The organism is Cohnella sp. (assembly GCF_041641335.1).
Lineage (GTDB): Bacteria > Bacillota > Bacilli > Paenibacillales > Paenibacillaceae > Cohnella.
This window is the reverse complement of sequence record NZ_JBEPYQ010000005.1, coordinates 70,254-86,772: the sequence shown is the minus strand read 5'-3', so window position 1 is coordinate 86,772 and position 16,519 is coordinate 70,254. Positions and strand designations below refer to the sequence as shown.

The window sequence follows — 16,519 nt, the reverse complement described above, 5'->3', positions numbered from 1 at the left end:
GAACTAGATCGCGATCGAAGGGAGATGGGCCATGAGCAGGAAGGTTGAATATAAAAAGGACTTCAAGACGCTCTACTTACCGGGGACGACGCCGGAAGTCGTGGAGGTGCCGAGCATGCCGTTCATTGCGGTCGACGGCTCCGGGGACCCGAACGGCGAAGCGTTCGCCAAGGCGACGGAAGCTTTGTACAGCCTGACTTATGCGGTGAAAATGTCTTACCGAAGCGGCGATGTGCCGGAGGGCTACTACGAGTATACGGTTTTCCCGCTTGAGGGCGTATGGGACTTGCTTGATCGGTCGAAGCCCGCAACGGACAAAAACAACCTGAAGTACACGATCATGATCCGCCAGCCCGATTTTCTGACCGTACAAGGATTCGAGCGTTTCCTGGAAGGGACGAAGAGGAAGAAGCCGAATCCGTTTCTGGAGCAAGCCCGGTTCGAACAAATCGCGGACGGACTGAGCTGTCAGATGATGCATATCGGAAGCTTCGACGACGAACCGGCAAGCTTCGCGCGAATGGAAGTGTTCTGTACGGAACAGGGTTTGATCCGCGCAAGCAAGCTCCATCGGGAAATCTATTTGTCGGATCCCCGCAGGACCGAATCGGCCAAGCTGAAGACGGTGCTAAGATTTTCTGTAATAAAAGGCCTCAGCCGGACGGAGGAGAACGAGTGATGCAACTGACGACGATGCAATGCCAGAGCTGCGGAATGCCGCTGACGGGGTCGGACCTTCAAGGGACGGACGCTTCCGGCGGCCACGTGGAGGACTACTGCATTTACTGTTACGAAAATGGAGCGTTTACTCAGCCGGAGTTTAAGGTGGAGGATATGATCGAGTTTTGCGTGCCTTTTCTGGTTGAGCAGGGGATGGAGGATAAGGCGGCCAGAGGGATTCTCGCCGGGTCTCTTCCAGGACTGAAGCGATGGGCGACCGAAGCGGACGAGCCTGTCTTCGCGATCGTAAATCTGGAACCGTTCAAGCTGGCCGGTATCGGCGAGCGGACGACCAATGTGGCGGAGATGAGCGGACACGGGAAGATCGGCGCGCTATGGGAGCGTTTCTGGAGCGGCGGCGTTCAAGGTGCTCTGGCCGGAGCGGCGCTGGAAGGAGACTCGCGTATCTACGGCTGCTACGCGGATTACGTCGACGGGGCCGCCGGAGAGTACACGATTCTGATCGGCCGCAGGGCGGAGCCGTCCGCGGATCTCCCGGAAGGGCTGGCGACGTTAGACGTCCCCGCGGCGAAATACGCCGTCTTCACGACGAGGCGCGGACCGATCGGGACCGTCGTCCCGGAAGCGTGGCAGCGCATCTGGAGATGGGCGTCGTCCTCCGCGGGGCCGGAGCGAGCGTACACGGGCGACTTCGAGCTCTACGACGAGCGCAGCGCCAACCCGGAAGACGCCGTAGTCGATATCTACATCGCCGTGAAATAGTTTGACCCGAAGGGGCTGTCGATTCGAGAACATCGGTCGGTGGCCCCTTTTTCGGCATAGCACCCATCTTTTCGTTGGAATGCGCAGCGGTTCTCTCTCGTTTTTTTGACGATGTAAGCGTTGTTAGGTAGGTATTTCCATGCGGATGTCGAATAAACAGGATGAACCTATCCTCAGGGAGGAACAACGATGGAAAACCAACCAATCTACAAGGACAACAATTTCACTATCACGAGAGAGCTGTTCATTAGCGGCAATACCCGGTTTGCCATCCAACACCTGTGTTCGATCAAGCTGGTCAAGTCTAGGCGGGAGATTCCGTACACGTTGCTCGTCCTAGAACTGCTGCTGATCGCGACCGGCCTGCTATGGGATTTCCGCTTCCACGAGCTCGTATCTCTGCTCGGCGGAGCGGGGCTGCTCGCCAACGTTCTGGTTTATATTTTGGTCAAACCGGTCCATAAGCTGACGCTCGTGTTTTCCTCCGGGGAGAAGGAAGTTATCGGCGTCACCGACTATATGTATTTGGAAGGGCTCGCGAACGCGTTCAGCCGCTCGATCGTGGAAACGAGGCACAAGAGTCTGATGGTCGGCTAGACGAATTCTGGGCCGCAGATGAGCTCCGGGCTTCCCTTTACGGGAACGCCCGGGGCTTTTTTGCCGTGTGTGCCTGACGCGGTCGATAACCGTGCGGTGAAAATCGGAGAAATATACCCTCTTTTAGGTATGGAAATTTCGGGAGAACGGGCTTAGTCTATTCCAAGGAAATTCGGAAAGCAAGGGAGACGAGCTGCGTGAGTGGTCAAAGAAAAGCTAAACAATGGATAAGAAAGCTGAGCCTCCTGAGCATCGCGTTGTGTATGGCGTGCGCGGGTTGGTTTGCAGTCCCGGCGCATGCAGCGGATGTATGGAGTCAATACGGCCGGCTGACGGCGGTCGACAGTTCGCTTCCTGGAGGGTTTAATACGCCGACTGGCGTAGCCGTGGATAGCAGCGGGAATGTGTATGTTGCGGACTACGCTAATCACCGGATTCAGAAGCTGACCCGAGCCACGAACACCTGGAGCGAGTGGGGAAAAGCCGGCGGCGGAGCAGGAAGCGGCTTGGGAGAATTTAATGTGCCGATCGGGGTGGCGGTAGACGGCAGCGGAAACGTGTATGTCGCGGAATTCGGCAACCATCGAATCCAGAAGCTGACCGTATCCACGAATACCTGGAATGAGTGGGGGGCGACCGGCGGAGCAGGAAGCGGCTTGGGAGAATTTAATGTGCCGATCGGGGTGGCGGTAGACCGTGACGGGAACGTATATGTCGCGGATTTTTCCAACCACCGGGTCCAGAAGCTGACCGTGTCCACGAACGCCTGGAGTGAGTGGAAAAAGAGCGACGGAGGCTCAGGAAGCGATCTAGGCGAGTTCGATCGTCCAAGCGGGGTGGCGGTAGACGGCAACGGGAATGTGTACGTGGCGGACAGCGGCAACCATCGGGTCCAGAAGCTGACTCTGTCCGGGAACGCCTGGAGCGAGTGGAAAAAGAGCGGCGGAGGCCCGGGAGTCGGTCTGGGCGAGTTTCTTACGCCAACCGGCATAGCCGTAGACGGCAGCGGGAATGTGTATGTGACGGATAGCGTCAACCATCGGGTCCAGAAGTTGACTGTATCCACGAACGCCTGGAGCGAGTGGAAAAAGAGCGGCGGAGGTGCGGGAACCGGCCCCGGCGAGTTCGATTCGCCGTTTGGCATAGCGGTAGACGGCAGCGGAGACGTGTATGTGGCAGATAGTATGAACCATCGCATTCAGAAGCTGGATGCAGCTTCTCATACATGGAGCGAGTGGTCTGCAGTGGTTTCCGGTTCGGGCAGTCTGCCGGGCGAGTTTCATTCGCCGTTTGGCATAGCGGTAGGCGGCAACGGGGATGTGTATGTGGCGGATGGCGGCAACAATCGCGTTCAGAAGCTGGCTCTGTCCGCGAACACCTGGAATGAGTGGGGAAAAGCGGGCGGCGATTCAGGGACTGAGTTGGGAGAGTTTGTTGCGCCGCTCGGAGTGGCGGTAGACGGCGACGGGAACATGTATGTCGCGGATTTCGGCAATCATCGGATACAGAAGCTGACCCGTTCGACGAACGCTTGGAGCGAGTGGGGAACGGGTCACGGCGGCGCAGGGGGAGGTTTGGGCGAGTTTTTCATGCCGGCCGGCGTAGCCGTAGACGGCAGCGGGAACGTGTATGTCGCGGATTTAGCCAACCAGCGGATACAGAAACTGACCGCATCCACGAATACCTGGAGCGAGTGGGGGAAGAGCGGCGGGGGTTCGGGGAACGGTCCGGGCGAGTTTAACGATCCAAGCGGGGTGGCGGTAGACGGCAGCGGAAATGTGTATGTGGCGGACAGTGGCAACCATCGGATACAGAAGCTGACGCTGTCCACGAACAGCTGGAGCGAGTGGGGAAAGCTTGGCGGAGGTCAGGGAAACGGCCCGGGAGAGTTCTTCGCGCCGACTGGCGTAGTCGTAGACGGCAGCGGAAACGTGTATGTGGCGGACAGCGGCAACCATCGGGTACAGAAGCTTACGCTGTCCACGAATACTTGGAGCGAGTGGGGAAAGCTTGACGGAGGTCCGGGAGGCGGCCTGGGCGAGTTTAAAAAGCCGTTTGCAATTGCCGTGGACGGTAGCGGGAACGTCTATATCTCGGATAATGAAAACCATCGCATTCAGAAGCTGAGCGTGCCGGCAACCCCGATTGCCGACTTTGCAACCATAGCGAAGACAAGTACGACCGCAGCATTCAACTGGACGGCAGCGAGTGGAGCGACGGCCATCCTCATCGAGCAGTCGCCGGCAGGGGCGGACGTATGGACAACGGCGGCGACAGGTACGATCGCGGCCAACGCGACTGGCGCTGCGGTAACGGGATTAAACGCGTCAACCGCCTATGATTTCCGTTTGGTCGTTACCGGCGGGGCGAACGCAGGTATCTCGAATACGGCAGGCGTCACGACCGATGGCGTCGTCCCGGGCGCTCCGGTATTGCAGCCGCCCGTAGCCGGCAACGCTCAAGTCGAGCTGGGCTGGAGCCCTGTAGCGGGGGCCGCGGGCTACAAAGTGCTTCAAAGCGCGACTCCCGGCAATCTCGGAACCGAAATAACGACCGTGAGCGGCTCGGTTTACCGTTATACCGTGACGGGGTTGACTAACGGCACAACGTACTATTTTACCGTGATGGCGACCAACTCCTTGGGGGACAGCGAAGCTTCCTCGCAGGTAGGCGCCACTCCGGCCACCGTTCCGGGAGCGCCGGAGAATGTGACGGCCGTTGCCGGCAACGGCCAAGCGTCCGTCAGCTTTACCGCCCCGGCAGATCACGGAGGAAGCGCGATTACCGAGTATGAAGTAACGGCTTTGCCGGAAAACGTCACCGTAACCGGAACGGCCAGCCCGATTACCGTGATCGGCTTGACGAACGGGACGAGCTATATGTTTACCGTGAAGGCGATCAACCGGGTCGGCAGCAGCGCACCTTCCGTGAGGTCCGATGCGGTCATTCCGAGATCGCCGATCGACGGCAGTGAAACGCCATCTCAGCCGACAACGCCGTCTCAGCCGACAGCGCCATCCCAGCCGACGGGGCCATCGTCTCCATCGGAGTCCGGCTTTTCTCAGGGCGTTATTCTGGTTAATGGTCAAGCGGTAAATGCGGGAACGGCAACAACAAGCAAACGGAATGGTCAAACCGTCATCACGATCGTTCTTGATCCGAACAAGCTGGGCGACATTCTCGCAACGGAAGGCCGACATGCGGTCGTGACGATTGCGGTGAATATCGCGTTCGATGTCGTCGTGATCGAGCTGAACGGCAAAATCGTGAAACAGATGGAAGACAAGCAAGCGGTTCTGGAAATCAAGAAGGATCGGGCCGCGTATACGGTTCCGGCGGAACAAATCAACCTGGATTCCGTACGCGATCGGATCGGTCAAGCGACAGCATTGCAGGACATCAAGGTACAGATGGAGGTTGCGGAGTCGTCAGCCGATCGGGTGAAAGCCGCGGAGAACGCGGCGGTCATAGGGTCGTTCGAACTGGCTGCGCCGCCCATTGATTTTACGATCAGAGCGTTGCACGGGTATTCCGCGATTCAAGTATCGAGGTTCAACGCATATGTGGAGCGTACGATTGCCCTTCCGGACAGAGCGGAGCCAAATCGGATTTCGACGGGCGTTATCGTCGACCCGGACGGAACGGCGCGTCACGTGCCGACGAAGATCGTCGTGAAGGATGGCGGCACTTACGCCTTCATCAACAGCTTGACCAACAGCACGTACTCGCTCGTCCGGAAGCAGGTTGAGTTCCGCGATATGGCGAACCATTGGGCGGAGGACGCGGTTAACGATATGGGCAGGCGATTGATTCTCGAGGGGACGGGAGGCGGCAAGTTCAGTCCGGACCGCGAAATTACCCGCGCCGAATTTGCGGCCATTATCGTACGTGGACTGGGGCTCGAGCCGGTGTATGAAGCGGCCCCGTTTACGGATGCGACGCCGTCGGATTGGTTCGGCGGTGCGATGAGCACGGCCTATGCGTACCAATTGATCAATGGTTCCAAGGAGGGGGCCGTCCGGCCGCATGACCGCATTACCCGGGAAGAAGCGATGGCGATCATCGCCAGAGCGATGAAGATTACAGAACTGAAAGCCAAGCTTCCCGTTCGGACGACGGAGTCGGTACTTCGGCCGTACGCAGATGCGGCGGACGCATCCGCTTGGGCGCAAAGCGGCATAGCGGACTGTATCCAGGCGGGCATCGTATCGGGCCGAGGACCAACCCATCTTGCACCGCAGGCGTACATGACGAGGGCGGAGGTTGCGGCGATCGTACAGCGACTGCTTCAAAAGTCCGATTTGATATAAGGAACATTGCGACGACAAGAAGGCGTACAAGATGATCTATCCATCTTGTACGCCTTTTTTTCTACCACTGCTCAATTGACATACAGCCTTCTGCAGAGACTAGTCTGAGTACCGATGTGCATTTTTTTAGAACAACGCCTCTCGATTGAGCGCCAATCGGGAGACGGTACTCGATTTCTTAGAACAACACCCTCCGTTCGAGCTCCAATCGGGAGACGTTGCTCGATTTCTTAGAACAACGTCCTTCGTTTGAGCGTCATTGGGGAGGAATTACACGACTTCTTAGAACAACTCGCTTTGCGAAGAACTTTAATGTTATCAGTCCATGTAGGCGAATTGATCAGCCGCAGTTTTTTGACTGAAGGCACAGCCTTCTATCCGATTGCGATTATTTCGATTCGCCTTGCAAGTAGTTGTAGAAAGGTCCGTCGACCCAGAAATCGTAAGTGACGATGTTCGCGGACGGGGCGATCTTCTTGAAGCCTTCGGTTACGCCTGCGGACTGCTCCTTAAGCGAGAACGATTGGGCGTAATACTTGCCGGCGGAAATTTTGTTGTTGGAAATTTCCTTATAGTTGCTCAGCTCGGTAAGCGAATAATAGAGCGGCTGCCACCAGGAACCGTAGATCAGGCCCGGCTGCTTGTCTTCATTCTTCTTCGCGTACGTCAGAATGATCCGGTCGAAGCGGGCTTTATCGTATTCAGATGCGAATTCGAGCGCCAGATCGTATTCCTTGGCATACTCGATATAGTTGCCGTTCTCGATCTGCACGACCTCGTACAGCTCGGATTCGCCCGGGTCGCCCCATTCCTTCAAATAAATAAAGGCGGACGTCTTCGGCTCGAATTGGACTTTCGCTTTGATGTTCTCGCTGCGGAGCAGGCCGACGAGCTGCAGCGCGTGCTTGAAGTCCGAATGGCCGTACACGATCGACAATGAATCAAGGAAGTTGGCGTCGTAGCGGCTGTCCTTCAGATTGTAGCCGGTGACGAGGTTTTGCTTCAGTGCTTCATCGACGACTTTGCGCAGTTCCGGAGCCTGGATGATATCCGAAGTCCGGTAAGCGTCGCCGAGCTTGATGAGAATGTCGGCGTCCGTCGTGTAGCCGATATAGCGCTTGTACAGGCCTTTCGCTTCCAGCGTCTTGCCGAGAAGCACTGCGGCTAAAGACGGGGACGCGGTTGCGTCGTTGCGGATTTCCGGATAATAGCTGGAGACGAGGAAGCCGGTGTTGACCGCGGCGGCGAGAATTTTCGCCTGGTCGGCAGCGTACTGTTCGGACGTCCAGCCCAGCTTGACCCACGCCAGGGCGGTTTTCGCTTTGGTTGCCGGATAAGTATAAGCGAGTTCTTCGAGATCGGCCGCTTTTAGCGCGAGCGCTACGGCCTCGATCGCTTTCAGGGGCTCCGACGCGTCGCCGGTCAGGACGACGGCCTTTTCCGGAGCCGCGATGGCGTTCAGAGCGTCCGCGAATTGTCCCCGCGTCCAGGAATCTCCGACGGAGACGCTGTACTTCTCTTGCAGGTAGGCTGCGTACTCTTGCGCCTGCGGCGACAAAACGGAAATGGCGGCCGTAGTGGAAGCCGCAGCGGCATGCTGAGGAAGCGCGACAGCCGGAGCGGTCCAGACCAGAGCCGCTGCCAAGGACAACGCGATCACAGCTTTTGAGCGATGCTTCATAATCATGTAAAACCTCCTATGTAGATCGGGATACAAAATGTAAAATCGATCATATCACCCGGTCCTAATGCTGTCAATCCATTGACAGCGCCTATCGTTGAATTGTCGGAATCGTCGTCTTCGGCCAGAAGGGGCGCGCTGGCGGTCTCGGTGGAATCCCGCGGCTATAAAGGAGAAGAAGGACGCACGCCGATACGCGAGTACCGGGTGCGCCCTTCGGATGCGGCTGTATTGGCGGTCAGCGCAGCGCTGCTGATCGCCGCCTTGCTCGTCTGAGACCGCCTGGCGCGGGGGCCTGGCGGCTACAACGGCTCGCCGCTTAAGATTGAAGCTCGCGGCCGACTTCGGCGACGATCTCGTAGGAACGAAGCCGCGCGCCGTGATCGAAGATCTGCGAGGCGATGATTAGCTCATCGGCTCCGGTGGATTCGATCACGCCTTTAAGCCGCTCGCGGACCTGCTCCTTGTCGCCGACGACGGCGAAGCCGAACTGCCGGTTCAGCGCAGCTTCCTCGTGTGGCGTCCAGAGGCCGTCCATGCTGTCGACCGGAGGAGGAAGCTGGCCGAAACGTCCGCGAATCATATTCAGGAAGGCTTGCTGCTGAGAAGTGGCAAGCCTTCTTGCTTCCCGCTCGGAATCGGCGGCGGTCACCCCGACTCCGACCATCGCGTAAGGCTTATCGAGCGTCGCGGACGGCCTGAAGTTCGAGCGGTACAGCTCGAGCGCGGGCATCAAGTAGTCCGGCGCGAAATGGCTGGCGAACGCGAACGGGAGGCCGAGCTTGGCGGCAAGCTGCGCGCTGAAGCCGCTGGAGCCGAGCAGCCAGATCGGCACGTTCAGCCCTTCGCCCGGAATGGCGCGCACGATGCCGTTGGCCGGAGCGGAGTCCGGCTGGAAGTAGGCGCGCAGCTCCGCAAGCAGCTCGGGGAAATTCTCGCCGCCGGCGCCGAGGCCTCGCCGCAGTACCCGCGATACCGCCTGGTCGGAGCCCGGCGCGCGGCCCAGTCCGAGGTCGATCCGGCCCGGATAGAGCGATTCGAGCGTGCCGAACTGCTCGGCGATGACGAGCGGGGCGTGATTGGGCAGCATGATGCCGCCCGAGCCTACGCGAATTTTGGACGTGCCGCCGGCGACGTGGCCGATGAGCACGGAGGTTGCCGAGCTGGCGATGCCGGGCATGCCGTGATGCTCGGCGAGCCAGAAGCGATGATAGCCCCATTGCTCGGAGCGGCGGGCGAGATCGAGCGTATTGCGGAAGGAAACGGCGGCCGAACTGCCTTGCGTGATCGATGCGAGATCCAGAACGGAGAAGAGAGGGGCGTTAGATCGGGTCATCGTGGGAAAGCCTCCTTGCCGACGGCAGTCAGCCGTCGTTCATATTGTCGATCAGCCGCTGCAAGCAGCGGTTAAAGGAAGACAAATCTTCAGTGCACAGATGCTTCAGGTTCGTTTCCTGGCCGAAGGCGTCGAACGAATCGAGCCGGGTCAGCACTTGCCTGCCGTTGTCGGTCAGGCGGACCATCGTGACGCGGCGGTCCTCCGGGTCCTCATAGGTAGAGACAAGCTCGCCCTGCTTCAGCCGTTCGATCATGCCGGTCATATTCTGCTTCGTGACGTGCGCATTCTGCTTTAGCTGCTTCAGCGACAAGTCGCCGTCCGACAGAGCGGACAAAATAAACCATTGGTGAACGCTCGTCAAGCCGGCCTCGGCGACGAGCTTGCGGCCGATGCGTTCGAGCAGATTGGAGCAGCGGAAAAGGTTGACGACAATTTTCCCGTGCAGCTGTTCGTCTTGGTTCAAGGCGGACGCTCCATTAGTCAATTTATTGACTATATCCTAAAGCAAATGAAATCCGATGTCAAACCGGCGGTTAAGTGGCCGAGCGGGAACCGCGGAACTGTTCCGGACTTATACCTTCGATCTTCTTGAAGACGGAGCTGAAGTAGCTGGGACTGTCGAAGCCGACGCGAAGCGCCACTTCCCGAAGCTTGAGCTGCGGTTCGTTCAGCATCAGCTCCTTGCTCCGGTTGATTCGTTCGCGATTGACGTATTCCATCGGACGGAGCTGGAAAGCATTTTTGAACAGGGAGCACAAATATTGGGCGCTGACGCCGATCTGCGCAGCCATCTCGTCGATCGACAGCACTCGATGGCAGTTGTCCTCGATGAATCGGATGACGGGCTGCAGCTTCAGGGAATGATGAGGAGCGGCGGCGGAACCGATCTTCACGTTGCGGGATAAGTCCAGAAGCAGCGCGTACAGCAGCTTGGAGCATTCCGATCCGAGGAAGGGGCGGCCGGTGAGCGACATGGCGTAGATCGCCTTCATCTGCCCGATCAGGCTGTCGGGATCGGACAGGCCGTACACGCCGGACCGGCGGATTCCCGAGATGCTCATCCAAGAGGGCATCAGGCTGCCGTTAAAGGCAATCCAATGGAGGCCCCACGGCTCCGAAGTCGGATAATACAGATGCGCCTCCTCGGGAAGCAGGAAGAAGCCTTGGCCGGGCTTCACGTGCCAGCGCGTTCCGTCCACTTCCAGTTCCCCCGTGCCCGAAACGGACTGAAGCCACTGATAGTCCGGAAATCCGCCTGGCCTTCTCGTGCGTTCTTGATACTCCCAATGGCCGATGCTCGTCAGATAGAGCGGGAGGCGGGAATCGGATTCGGTCACGATCGGAAACGAAGGTTGAACCATCGGAATACCTTCTTTCATATTTTGATAGCGATATGAAAATATTAAAATAGGAATAGGGATAGAACGAATTTATAATACGAATATAGTTATATTATAAACGATAAGGCAAGCCGGCGTCCGCCGGTCGCAAAGGAGACAAGTCCCATGGGAATTCGATATCGCGAACAAGAGCGCGCCTTTCACCTGCAAGGGCCGGGCACGAGCTACATTATCCAATTAAATCCGAAAGGAGTTCCGGTGCACGCCTATTGGGGCCGGAAAATCCGCGAAGAAAACTTGAAAGGCATGCTCGTCTACACCGAACGGTCTTCGTTCTCGCCTAATCCGTATCCCGAGGACCGGACCGTATCGTTCGATACGCTACCGCAGGAGTATCCCGCTTACGGCGGCAGTGATTTCCGCCATCCGGCTTACCAGGTGCAACTGGACGACGGTACGACCGTAACGGAGTTCGCCTGTACGGCGCACCGCATTATTCCGGGCCAGCCGGGGCTCGAGGGACTGCCGTCCACTTATGCCGAGCGAGAAGAGGAAGCGCAGACGCTCGAGCTGACGCTGAAGGACGACCGCTCCGGCCTGGAAGCGGTGCTGCGCTACACCGTGTTCGCGGACCACGACGCGATCGCGCGCTCCGTCAGCCTGACGAACGCCGGGACGTCGCCGCTTCGCCTGCTTCGGGCGATGAGCGCGAGCTTGGATTTCAACCGCGATTCGTTCCGCATGCTCCAACTGTCCGGATCATGGGCCAGGGAAAGGGATCTCTACGGAAGGGAACTCGTCCCCGGCATCCAGTCCGTCGAGAGCCGGAGAGGCTCCAGCAGCCACCAGCACAATCCGTTCATTGCGCTGCTCTCGCCGGATGCCGGCGAAGATCGCGGAGATGCGTACGGCTTTAGCCTCGTCTACAGCGGCAGCTTCGTCGCTCAGGCGGAGGTCGATCAATTCAAAACGACCCGGGTATCGATCGGCATCAATCCGTTCGACTTCGAATGGCGCTTGGAGCCGGGTGAAAGCTTCCAAGCGCCCGAAGCGGTTCTGGCCTACTCGGCGGATGGACTCGGCGGCATGTCGAGAATCTATCACCGGCTCTACCGGAGCCGACTCTGCCGCGGCGTTCATCGCGACCGGGCGCGTCCGGTGCTCGTGAACAACTGGGAAGCGACGTATTTCCAATTCAACGCCGACAAAATCGAGAGCATCGCCCAAGTCGGTCAAGAGCTCGGCATCGAGCTGTTCGTGCTGGACGATGGCTGGTTCGGCCGCCGCGACAGCGACAATAGCTCGCTAGGCGACTGGAAGGTCGACTATCGCAAGCTGCCCGGAGGGCTGGAGGATCTGGCCGCCCGCGTCAACCGGCTGGACATGCAATTCGGTCTCTGGTTCGAGCCGGAGATGGTGTCGCCGGACAGCAACCTGTATCGCGCGCATCCGGACTGGTGCCTGCACGTTCCGGGACGCCGCAGGACGGAGGCGCGCCAGCAGCTCATCCTTGACCTGTCTCGCCAAGACGTGTGCGACTACTTGATCGAAGCGGTCGGAGCGGTGCTTCGCTCGGCGCCGATCTCCTACGTCAAATGGGACATGAACCGCAACATGACGGAGATCGGTTCGGCGCTGCTTCCGCCGCAGCGGCAGCGGGAAACCGCCCACCGCTACATGCTCGGACTGTACCGGGTGCTGGAGACGATTACGTCGCAGTTCCCCGACATTCTGTTCGAGAGCTGCTCGGGCGGCGGCGGACGCTTCGATCCCGGCATGCTCTATTACATGCCGCAGACGTGGACGAGCGACAACACGGACGCCGTTCACCGGCTGCGCATTCAGTACGGAACGAGCCTCGTCTATCCGGTCAGCGCGATGGGCGCCCACGTGTCCGCGGTGCCAAACCATCAGACCGGACGGATCACGTCGCTCAAGACGCGCGGTGACGTCGCGATGTCGGGCAACTTCGGCTACGAGCTGGATTTGACCCAGATGACCGACGAAGAAAAAGCGGAAGTCAAGCAACAGGTCAAGCAGTACAAGGAAATCCGTCACGTCGTCCAATTCGGGGAATTCTATCGTCTTCGCAGCCCGTTCGAGGGCAACGACGCTGCCTGGATGTCGGTGGCGGAAGACGGATCTGAAGCGTTCGCCGTGCACGTCGGCGTGTTGGCCGAGCCGAACGCTCCTCTGGACTGGCTCAGACTCAAGGGGCTCGATCCGGAAGCTCGCTATCGCGTTGAGGGCAGCGATGACGTCTACGGAGGCGACCAACTCATGTACGTCGGCCTGCCGATTCCCCGCGCGAACGGCGACTACGAGAGCCATGTGTGGAGGCTCGTTCGCCTGTAATCAGGTAGTAGACTGGCTGCAAGTCGTCCGTAGATCGGCTGTAATCAGGCCGTAGACTGGCTGTAATCCGTCAGTAGATTGGCTGCAAGTCGGCCCGAGTCTGCATAATATTCCCACGTTCCGCGGAGACTATCTACCGGAGGTGGTCTCTCATGGAACAGGAACAACAAGGCGGCAAGCCGCACGTCAAGGCCGTCCGTAAAAACGGAGACGGCGACATCGTGGAGCTGCAGCTTTCTTCCGGACAGGTCGTCGGTTACGAGGAAGCGCAGCAGATGGCCAAAAACGATCAAATCGCCAACGTCAACGTGTTCAAAGGGCGCGACGGGGACGAGCATCTTCGCTCGGATCCCGACGGCCGAGAGGACAACAATCTGGACAATCTGCCGACGTTCTAAGCTTGCCGGCGGAGCCCGGGCGCATCTTCTTCCTGATTAAGCGGGAGACGATGCGCCTTTTCTCGCATATGGGGCGTGAGCGGGCAAGGAGTGGAGAGGCGCTTTCTGGATTGATCCGCACCCAGTTCAGCTTGGCCGGAGAGTCCCGTGTCCCCTTCGCACGTATGTACAACCTCAGTCCCATTTTCGGGCATCGTGCCAAAGAAACAGTTGTATTCTATGAAGAATTCCCCTAAAATAAAATGGCAAACATGTACGTACAAGTTAATCAACACCATTTCCTAATAGGGGGATTCGCGCAATGTTAAAGCTGCAATCTTATGAATTTTGGTTCGTGACCGGCAGTCAGCACTTGTACGGACCGGAGACGCTGGAGGAGGTGGCCGCCCATTCCCGGGAAATCGCGGAGGCGCTGACCGGCGATGCGGGCATTCCTTATCCGATCGTGTTCAAACCGGTTGTGAAGACGCCGGAGGAGATCCGCCAGCTGTGCGCGGATGCGAATGCGGACAATGCCTGCGCAGGCATTATTACGTGGATGCACACGTTCTCTCCCGCGAAGATGTGGATCGCGGGCTTGTCCGAGCTGCGCAAGCCGCTGCTTCATTTGCATACGCAGTACAACCGCGACATTCCGTGGGATGCGATCGATATGGACTTCATGAACACGAACCAGGCCGCTCACGGCGATCGCGAGTACGGCTTCATCGGCGCGCGCCTGGGCATCTCGCGCAAGGTGGTCGTCGGCTACTGGGAGGACCCGCAGGTCAGGAAACGGATTGCCGGCTGGGAACGGACGGCGGTCGCGAGCGTCGAGAGCCGGAAGCTCAAGGTCGCCCGGTTCGGGGACAATATGAGGCAGGTTGCCGTTACGGAAGGCGACAAGGTCGAGGCGCAAATCCGCTTCGGCTGGTCGGTGAACGGCTACGGCGTCGGCGATCTCGTCGAGCGAGTGAACGCGGTGTCCGCGGAAGCGGTCGAACGGCTGCTGGAGGAGTACGACGCGGCCTACGAGATCGCCGAAGAAGGGTGCAAGCCGGGTCCGGTCAGAGACGCGATCGCCTATCAGGCGAAGCTTGAGATCGCGTTGAAGTCGTTTCTGGAAGAAGGCGGATTCACCGCTTTCACGACGACATTCGAGGATTTGCACGGACTGGAGCAGCTTCCGGGACTCGCCGTGCAGCGGCTGATGGAGCAGGGCTACGGATTCGCCGGAGAAGGGGACTGGAAGACCGCCGCGCTGACGAGGCTCGTGAAGATTATCGCGGGCGGCGTCGATACGTCCTTCATGGAGGATTACACGTATCATTTCGAGCCGGGCAACGAGCTGGTGCTCGGAGCGCACATGCTGGAGGTGTGCCCTACGCTCGCAGCCTCGAAGCCGCGCATCGAGGTGCATCCGCTTGGCATTGGCGGCAAAGCCGACCCGGCGCGGATCGTATTCGACGGCAAAGGAGGCTCGGCGATCAATGTGTCGGTCGTCGATATGGGAAGCCGCTTCCGCATGATCGTCAACGAGGTGGAAGGGGTTGCCGTGAACAAGGCGATGCCGAAGCTTCCGGTCGCCCGCGTGCTGTGGAAGCCGCAGCCTTCGCTGCAGATCGGCGCCGAGGCTTGGATCTTGGCCGGCGGCGCGCATCACACCGTTTATTCGTTCGCGGCGACGACCGAGCAGATGCTCGACTTCGCCGACATCTTCGGCATCGAATGCGTCGTCATCGACGAGCAGACGAGCCCGGTTCGGCTTCGCAGCGAGCTTCGCTGGAGCCAGGCCGCCTGGAAATAAACGCTATCGATTGCCATGAGAGGCCTTCCCTTGAGGAGTCGGGGGGAAGGCCTCTTCGGCATCTTCGTTAGGTTGCTTCGGGATTGCTTCAGTTACTTCGGGGTTGCTTTACTGGGTGGCTGCTGCAGAAATTCCGGCGCGCCGTCGATCCGGTTTTCCCTATTGTAGCGGTAGACGCGAAGCGCGACGATCTTGACGATCGCGTACGCCGGCACGACGATGATCATGCCGACCGGACCGATGACGGCTCCGGCTCCGATAATCAGCAGCATGATCGTCAGCGGATGGACGTTCATCTGCCTGCCCATGATTTTGGGGGCGACAAGATTCGATTCGATCTGGTTGGAAATGACGATGACGACGCACACTTCCAGCGCGGCGACGGGAGAGATCGTCAAGGCGACGATGACGGCCGGAATGCCGGCGAGCAGCGGGCCCAGGTAGGGGACGACGTTCGTGACCGCTGCGACCAACCCGAGCAGAAGCGGATAGGGAAGGTCTATGATCAAGTAGCCGCAGAACGTCAGCGTTCCCATGACGAGCGACGTAATGACCTTGCCGAGAATGAACGAGCCGATGGAGGCGTCGATTTCCCGTATCGCCTCCAGCGCTTCGCGGTGATATCGGGCGGGCATGAACCGCGTCGCCAGCGCGGGAAACTTGTGATCCTCTTTCAGCATGTAGTAGATAATGAAAGGCACAAGTCCGAGCAGCAGGAAAAAGTTCATGACGACGTTGAACAGGCCGCGGACGCTTCCGACGACGGAGTTCAGCAAGTCGCCCAAGGCGGAGGACAGCTGGGAGGCGATGTTTGCCGTCGAGAACGAATCCTCTCTGCCGATGTTTCGAATCCACGGATTCTCCTGCAGCGACATGAGCCAGCGGCGGATTTGCTCCAGAATGTCCGGGAAGTTATGTACGAGCGTATAGGATTGCTGGCGGATCGGAGGCCATACGAGCCAGGAAAACAGGAAGATCAGCCCGACGACGAGCAGGAAGACGATCAGAATCGAAGGCGCCAGAGGCAGACGTTTTGCCAGCAGCCTTACCGCGGGACGCAGCGCGTAGTAGAACATCCCGGACAAGACGACGGGCACGAACAAGGCGGCCAAAATATCCCCGATCGGATCGAACAGGAAATCGACTTTGGATGCCAGATAAGCGATGAGCAGGACGACGATGATCCCGTAACCGATGCGAAACCATTTTCCTTGCGGCATAAGATAACCTCTTTCTGCGATTTCGAATGTTCGACTAAGCTTATTATAAA

13 protein-coding genes are annotated in these 16,519 nt (G+C 58.8%); 8 read left to right on the top strand and 5 right to left on the bottom strand.

Annotated features, from left to right (window positions below; genetic code table 11):
- Positions 1–31 precede the first annotated feature (31 nt).
- The 4 genes from ACESLM_RS02855 to ACESLM_RS02840 all read left to right on the top strand — a co-directional run bounded on the left by ACESLM_RS02855 (position 32) and on the right by ACESLM_RS02840 (position 6,350).
- Positions 32–679 carry a GyrI-like domain-containing protein gene (locus tag ACESLM_RS02855; RefSeq protein ID WP_372629819.1) on the top strand — a complete coding sequence of 216 codons (648 nt, stop codon included), beginning with the start codon at positions 32–34 and terminating at the stop codon, positions 677–679.
- A complete protein-coding gene (locus ACESLM_RS02850) occupies positions 679–1,443 on the top strand; it encodes an effector binding domain-containing protein (RefSeq protein ID WP_372629817.1) in 765 nt (254 codons plus the stop codon). The genes ACESLM_RS02855 and ACESLM_RS02850 overlap by 1 nt, the downstream gene beginning before the upstream one ends.
- Before the next feature lie 189 nt (positions 1,444–1,632).
- Entirely contained in the window at positions 1,633–2,040 is a 408-nt protein-coding gene (locus tag ACESLM_RS02845; RefSeq protein WP_372629815.1) for a DUF6232 family protein, read from the top strand.
- A 197-nt stretch (positions 2,041–2,237) separates the two neighbouring features.
- Positions 2,238–6,350 (top strand): S-layer homology domain-containing protein, encoded by a 4,113-nt coding sequence (locus tag ACESLM_RS02840; protein ID WP_372629813.1) that lies wholly within the window; start codon positions 2,238–2,240, stop codon positions 6,348–6,350.
- 388 nt (positions 6,351–6,738) lie between these two features.
- Here ACESLM_RS02840 and ACESLM_RS02835 read toward each other — a convergent pair whose 3' ends face one another.
- Positions 6,739–8,031 (bottom strand): hypothetical protein, encoded by a 1,293-nt coding sequence (locus tag ACESLM_RS02835; protein WP_372629811.1) that lies wholly within the window; start codon positions 8,029–8,031, stop codon positions 6,739–6,741.
- Between the two features lie 81 nt (positions 8,032–8,112).
- Between ACESLM_RS02835 and ACESLM_RS02830 the strand changes: the two genes are divergently transcribed.
- The gene (locus ACESLM_RS02830; protein WP_372629810.1) at positions 8,113–8,307 is read left to right on the top strand and encodes a hypothetical protein; all 195 of its coding nucleotides are present in this window, start codon (positions 8,113–8,115) and stop codon (positions 8,305–8,307) included.
- 43 nt (positions 8,308–8,350) lie between these two features.
- On the opposite strand, the gene ACESLM_RS02825 is transcribed toward ACESLM_RS02830, so the two are convergent.
- From ACESLM_RS02825 to ACESLM_RS02815, 3 genes are all read right to left on the bottom strand, one after another.
- Positions 8,351–9,367 (bottom strand): LLM class flavin-dependent oxidoreductase, encoded by a 1,017-nt coding sequence (locus ACESLM_RS02825; RefSeq protein ID WP_372629808.1) that lies wholly within the window; start codon positions 9,365–9,367, stop codon positions 8,351–8,353.
- Positions 9,368–9,395: 28 nt separating this feature from the next.
- Positions 9,396–9,833: a MarR family winged helix-turn-helix transcriptional regulator gene (locus ACESLM_RS02820; RefSeq protein ID WP_372629806.1), complete on the bottom strand. Its 438-nt coding sequence runs from the start codon at positions 9,831–9,833 to the stop codon at positions 9,396–9,398.
- A 70-nt stretch (positions 9,834–9,903) separates the two neighbouring features.
- Positions 9,904–10,731 (bottom strand): AraC family transcriptional regulator, encoded by an 828-nt coding sequence (locus tag ACESLM_RS02815; protein WP_372629803.1) that lies wholly within the window; start codon positions 10,729–10,731, stop codon positions 9,904–9,906.
- Between the two features lie 144 nt (positions 10,732–10,875).
- On the opposite strand from ACESLM_RS02815, the gene ACESLM_RS02810 reads away from it, so the two are divergent.
- The 3 genes from ACESLM_RS02810 to araA all read left to right on the top strand — a co-directional run bounded on the left by ACESLM_RS02810 (position 10,876) and on the right by araA (position 15,249).
- A complete protein-coding gene (locus tag ACESLM_RS02810) occupies positions 10,876–13,065 on the top strand; it encodes an alpha-galactosidase (protein ID WP_372629801.1) in 2,190 nt (729 codons plus the stop codon).
- 152 nt (positions 13,066–13,217) lie between these two features.
- Positions 13,218–13,463, top strand: a complete 246-nt coding sequence (locus ACESLM_RS02805) for a DUF3892 domain-containing protein (protein ID WP_372629799.1) — start codon at positions 13,218–13,220, stop codon at positions 13,461–13,463.
- 301 nt (positions 13,464–13,764) lie between these two features.
- Complete coding sequence (gene araA / locus ACESLM_RS02800; RefSeq protein ID WP_372629798.1) at positions 13,765–15,249, top strand: L-arabinose isomerase; 1,485 nt, start codon at positions 13,765–13,767, stop codon at positions 15,247–15,249.
- 92 nt (positions 15,250–15,341) lie between these two features.
- On the opposite strand, the gene ACESLM_RS02795 is transcribed toward araA, so the two are convergent.
- A complete protein-coding gene (locus tag ACESLM_RS02795; RefSeq protein ID WP_372629796.1) occupies positions 15,342–16,469 on the bottom strand; it encodes an AI-2E family transporter in 1,128 nt (375 codons plus the stop codon).
- Positions 16,470–16,519 lie beyond the last annotated feature (50 nt).

Bases quoted from the DNA above. Each gene is read 5' to 3' on its own strand.
- ACESLM_RS02835 (WP_372629811.1), bottom strand. From the start codon at position 8,031: ATGAAGCATCGCTCAAAAGCTGTGATCGCGTTGTCCTTGGCAGCGGCT.
- ACESLM_RS02850 (WP_372629817.1), top strand. From the start codon at position 679: ATGCAACTGACGACGATGCAATGCCAGAGCTGCGGAATGCCGCTGACG.
- ACESLM_RS02815 (WP_372629803.1), bottom strand. From the start codon at position 10,731: ATGGTTCAACCTTCGTTTCCGATCGTGACCGAATCCGATTCCCGCCTC.
- araA (WP_372629798.1), top strand. From the start codon at position 13,765: ATGTTAAAGCTGCAATCTTATGAATTTTGGTTCGTGACCGGCAGTCAG.
- ACESLM_RS02795 (WP_372629796.1), bottom strand. From the start codon at position 16,469: ATGCCGCAAGGAAAATGGTTTCGCATCGGTTACGGGATCATCGTCGTC.
- ACESLM_RS02825 (WP_372629808.1), bottom strand. From the start codon at position 9,367: ATGACCCGATCTAACGCCCCTCTCTTCTCCGTTCTGGATCTCGCATCG.
- ACESLM_RS02810 (WP_372629801.1), top strand. From the start codon at position 10,876: ATGGGAATTCGATATCGCGAACAAGAGCGCGCCTTTCACCTGCAAGGG.
- ACESLM_RS02845 (WP_372629815.1), top strand. From the start codon at position 1,633: ATGGAAAACCAACCAATCTACAAGGACAACAATTTCACTATCACGAGA.
- ACESLM_RS02855 (WP_372629819.1), top strand. From the start codon at position 32: ATGAGCAGGAAGGTTGAATATAAAAAGGACTTCAAGACGCTCTACTTA.
- ACESLM_RS02805 (WP_372629799.1), top strand. From the start codon at position 13,218: ATGGAACAGGAACAACAAGGCGGCAAGCCGCACGTCAAGGCCGTCCGT.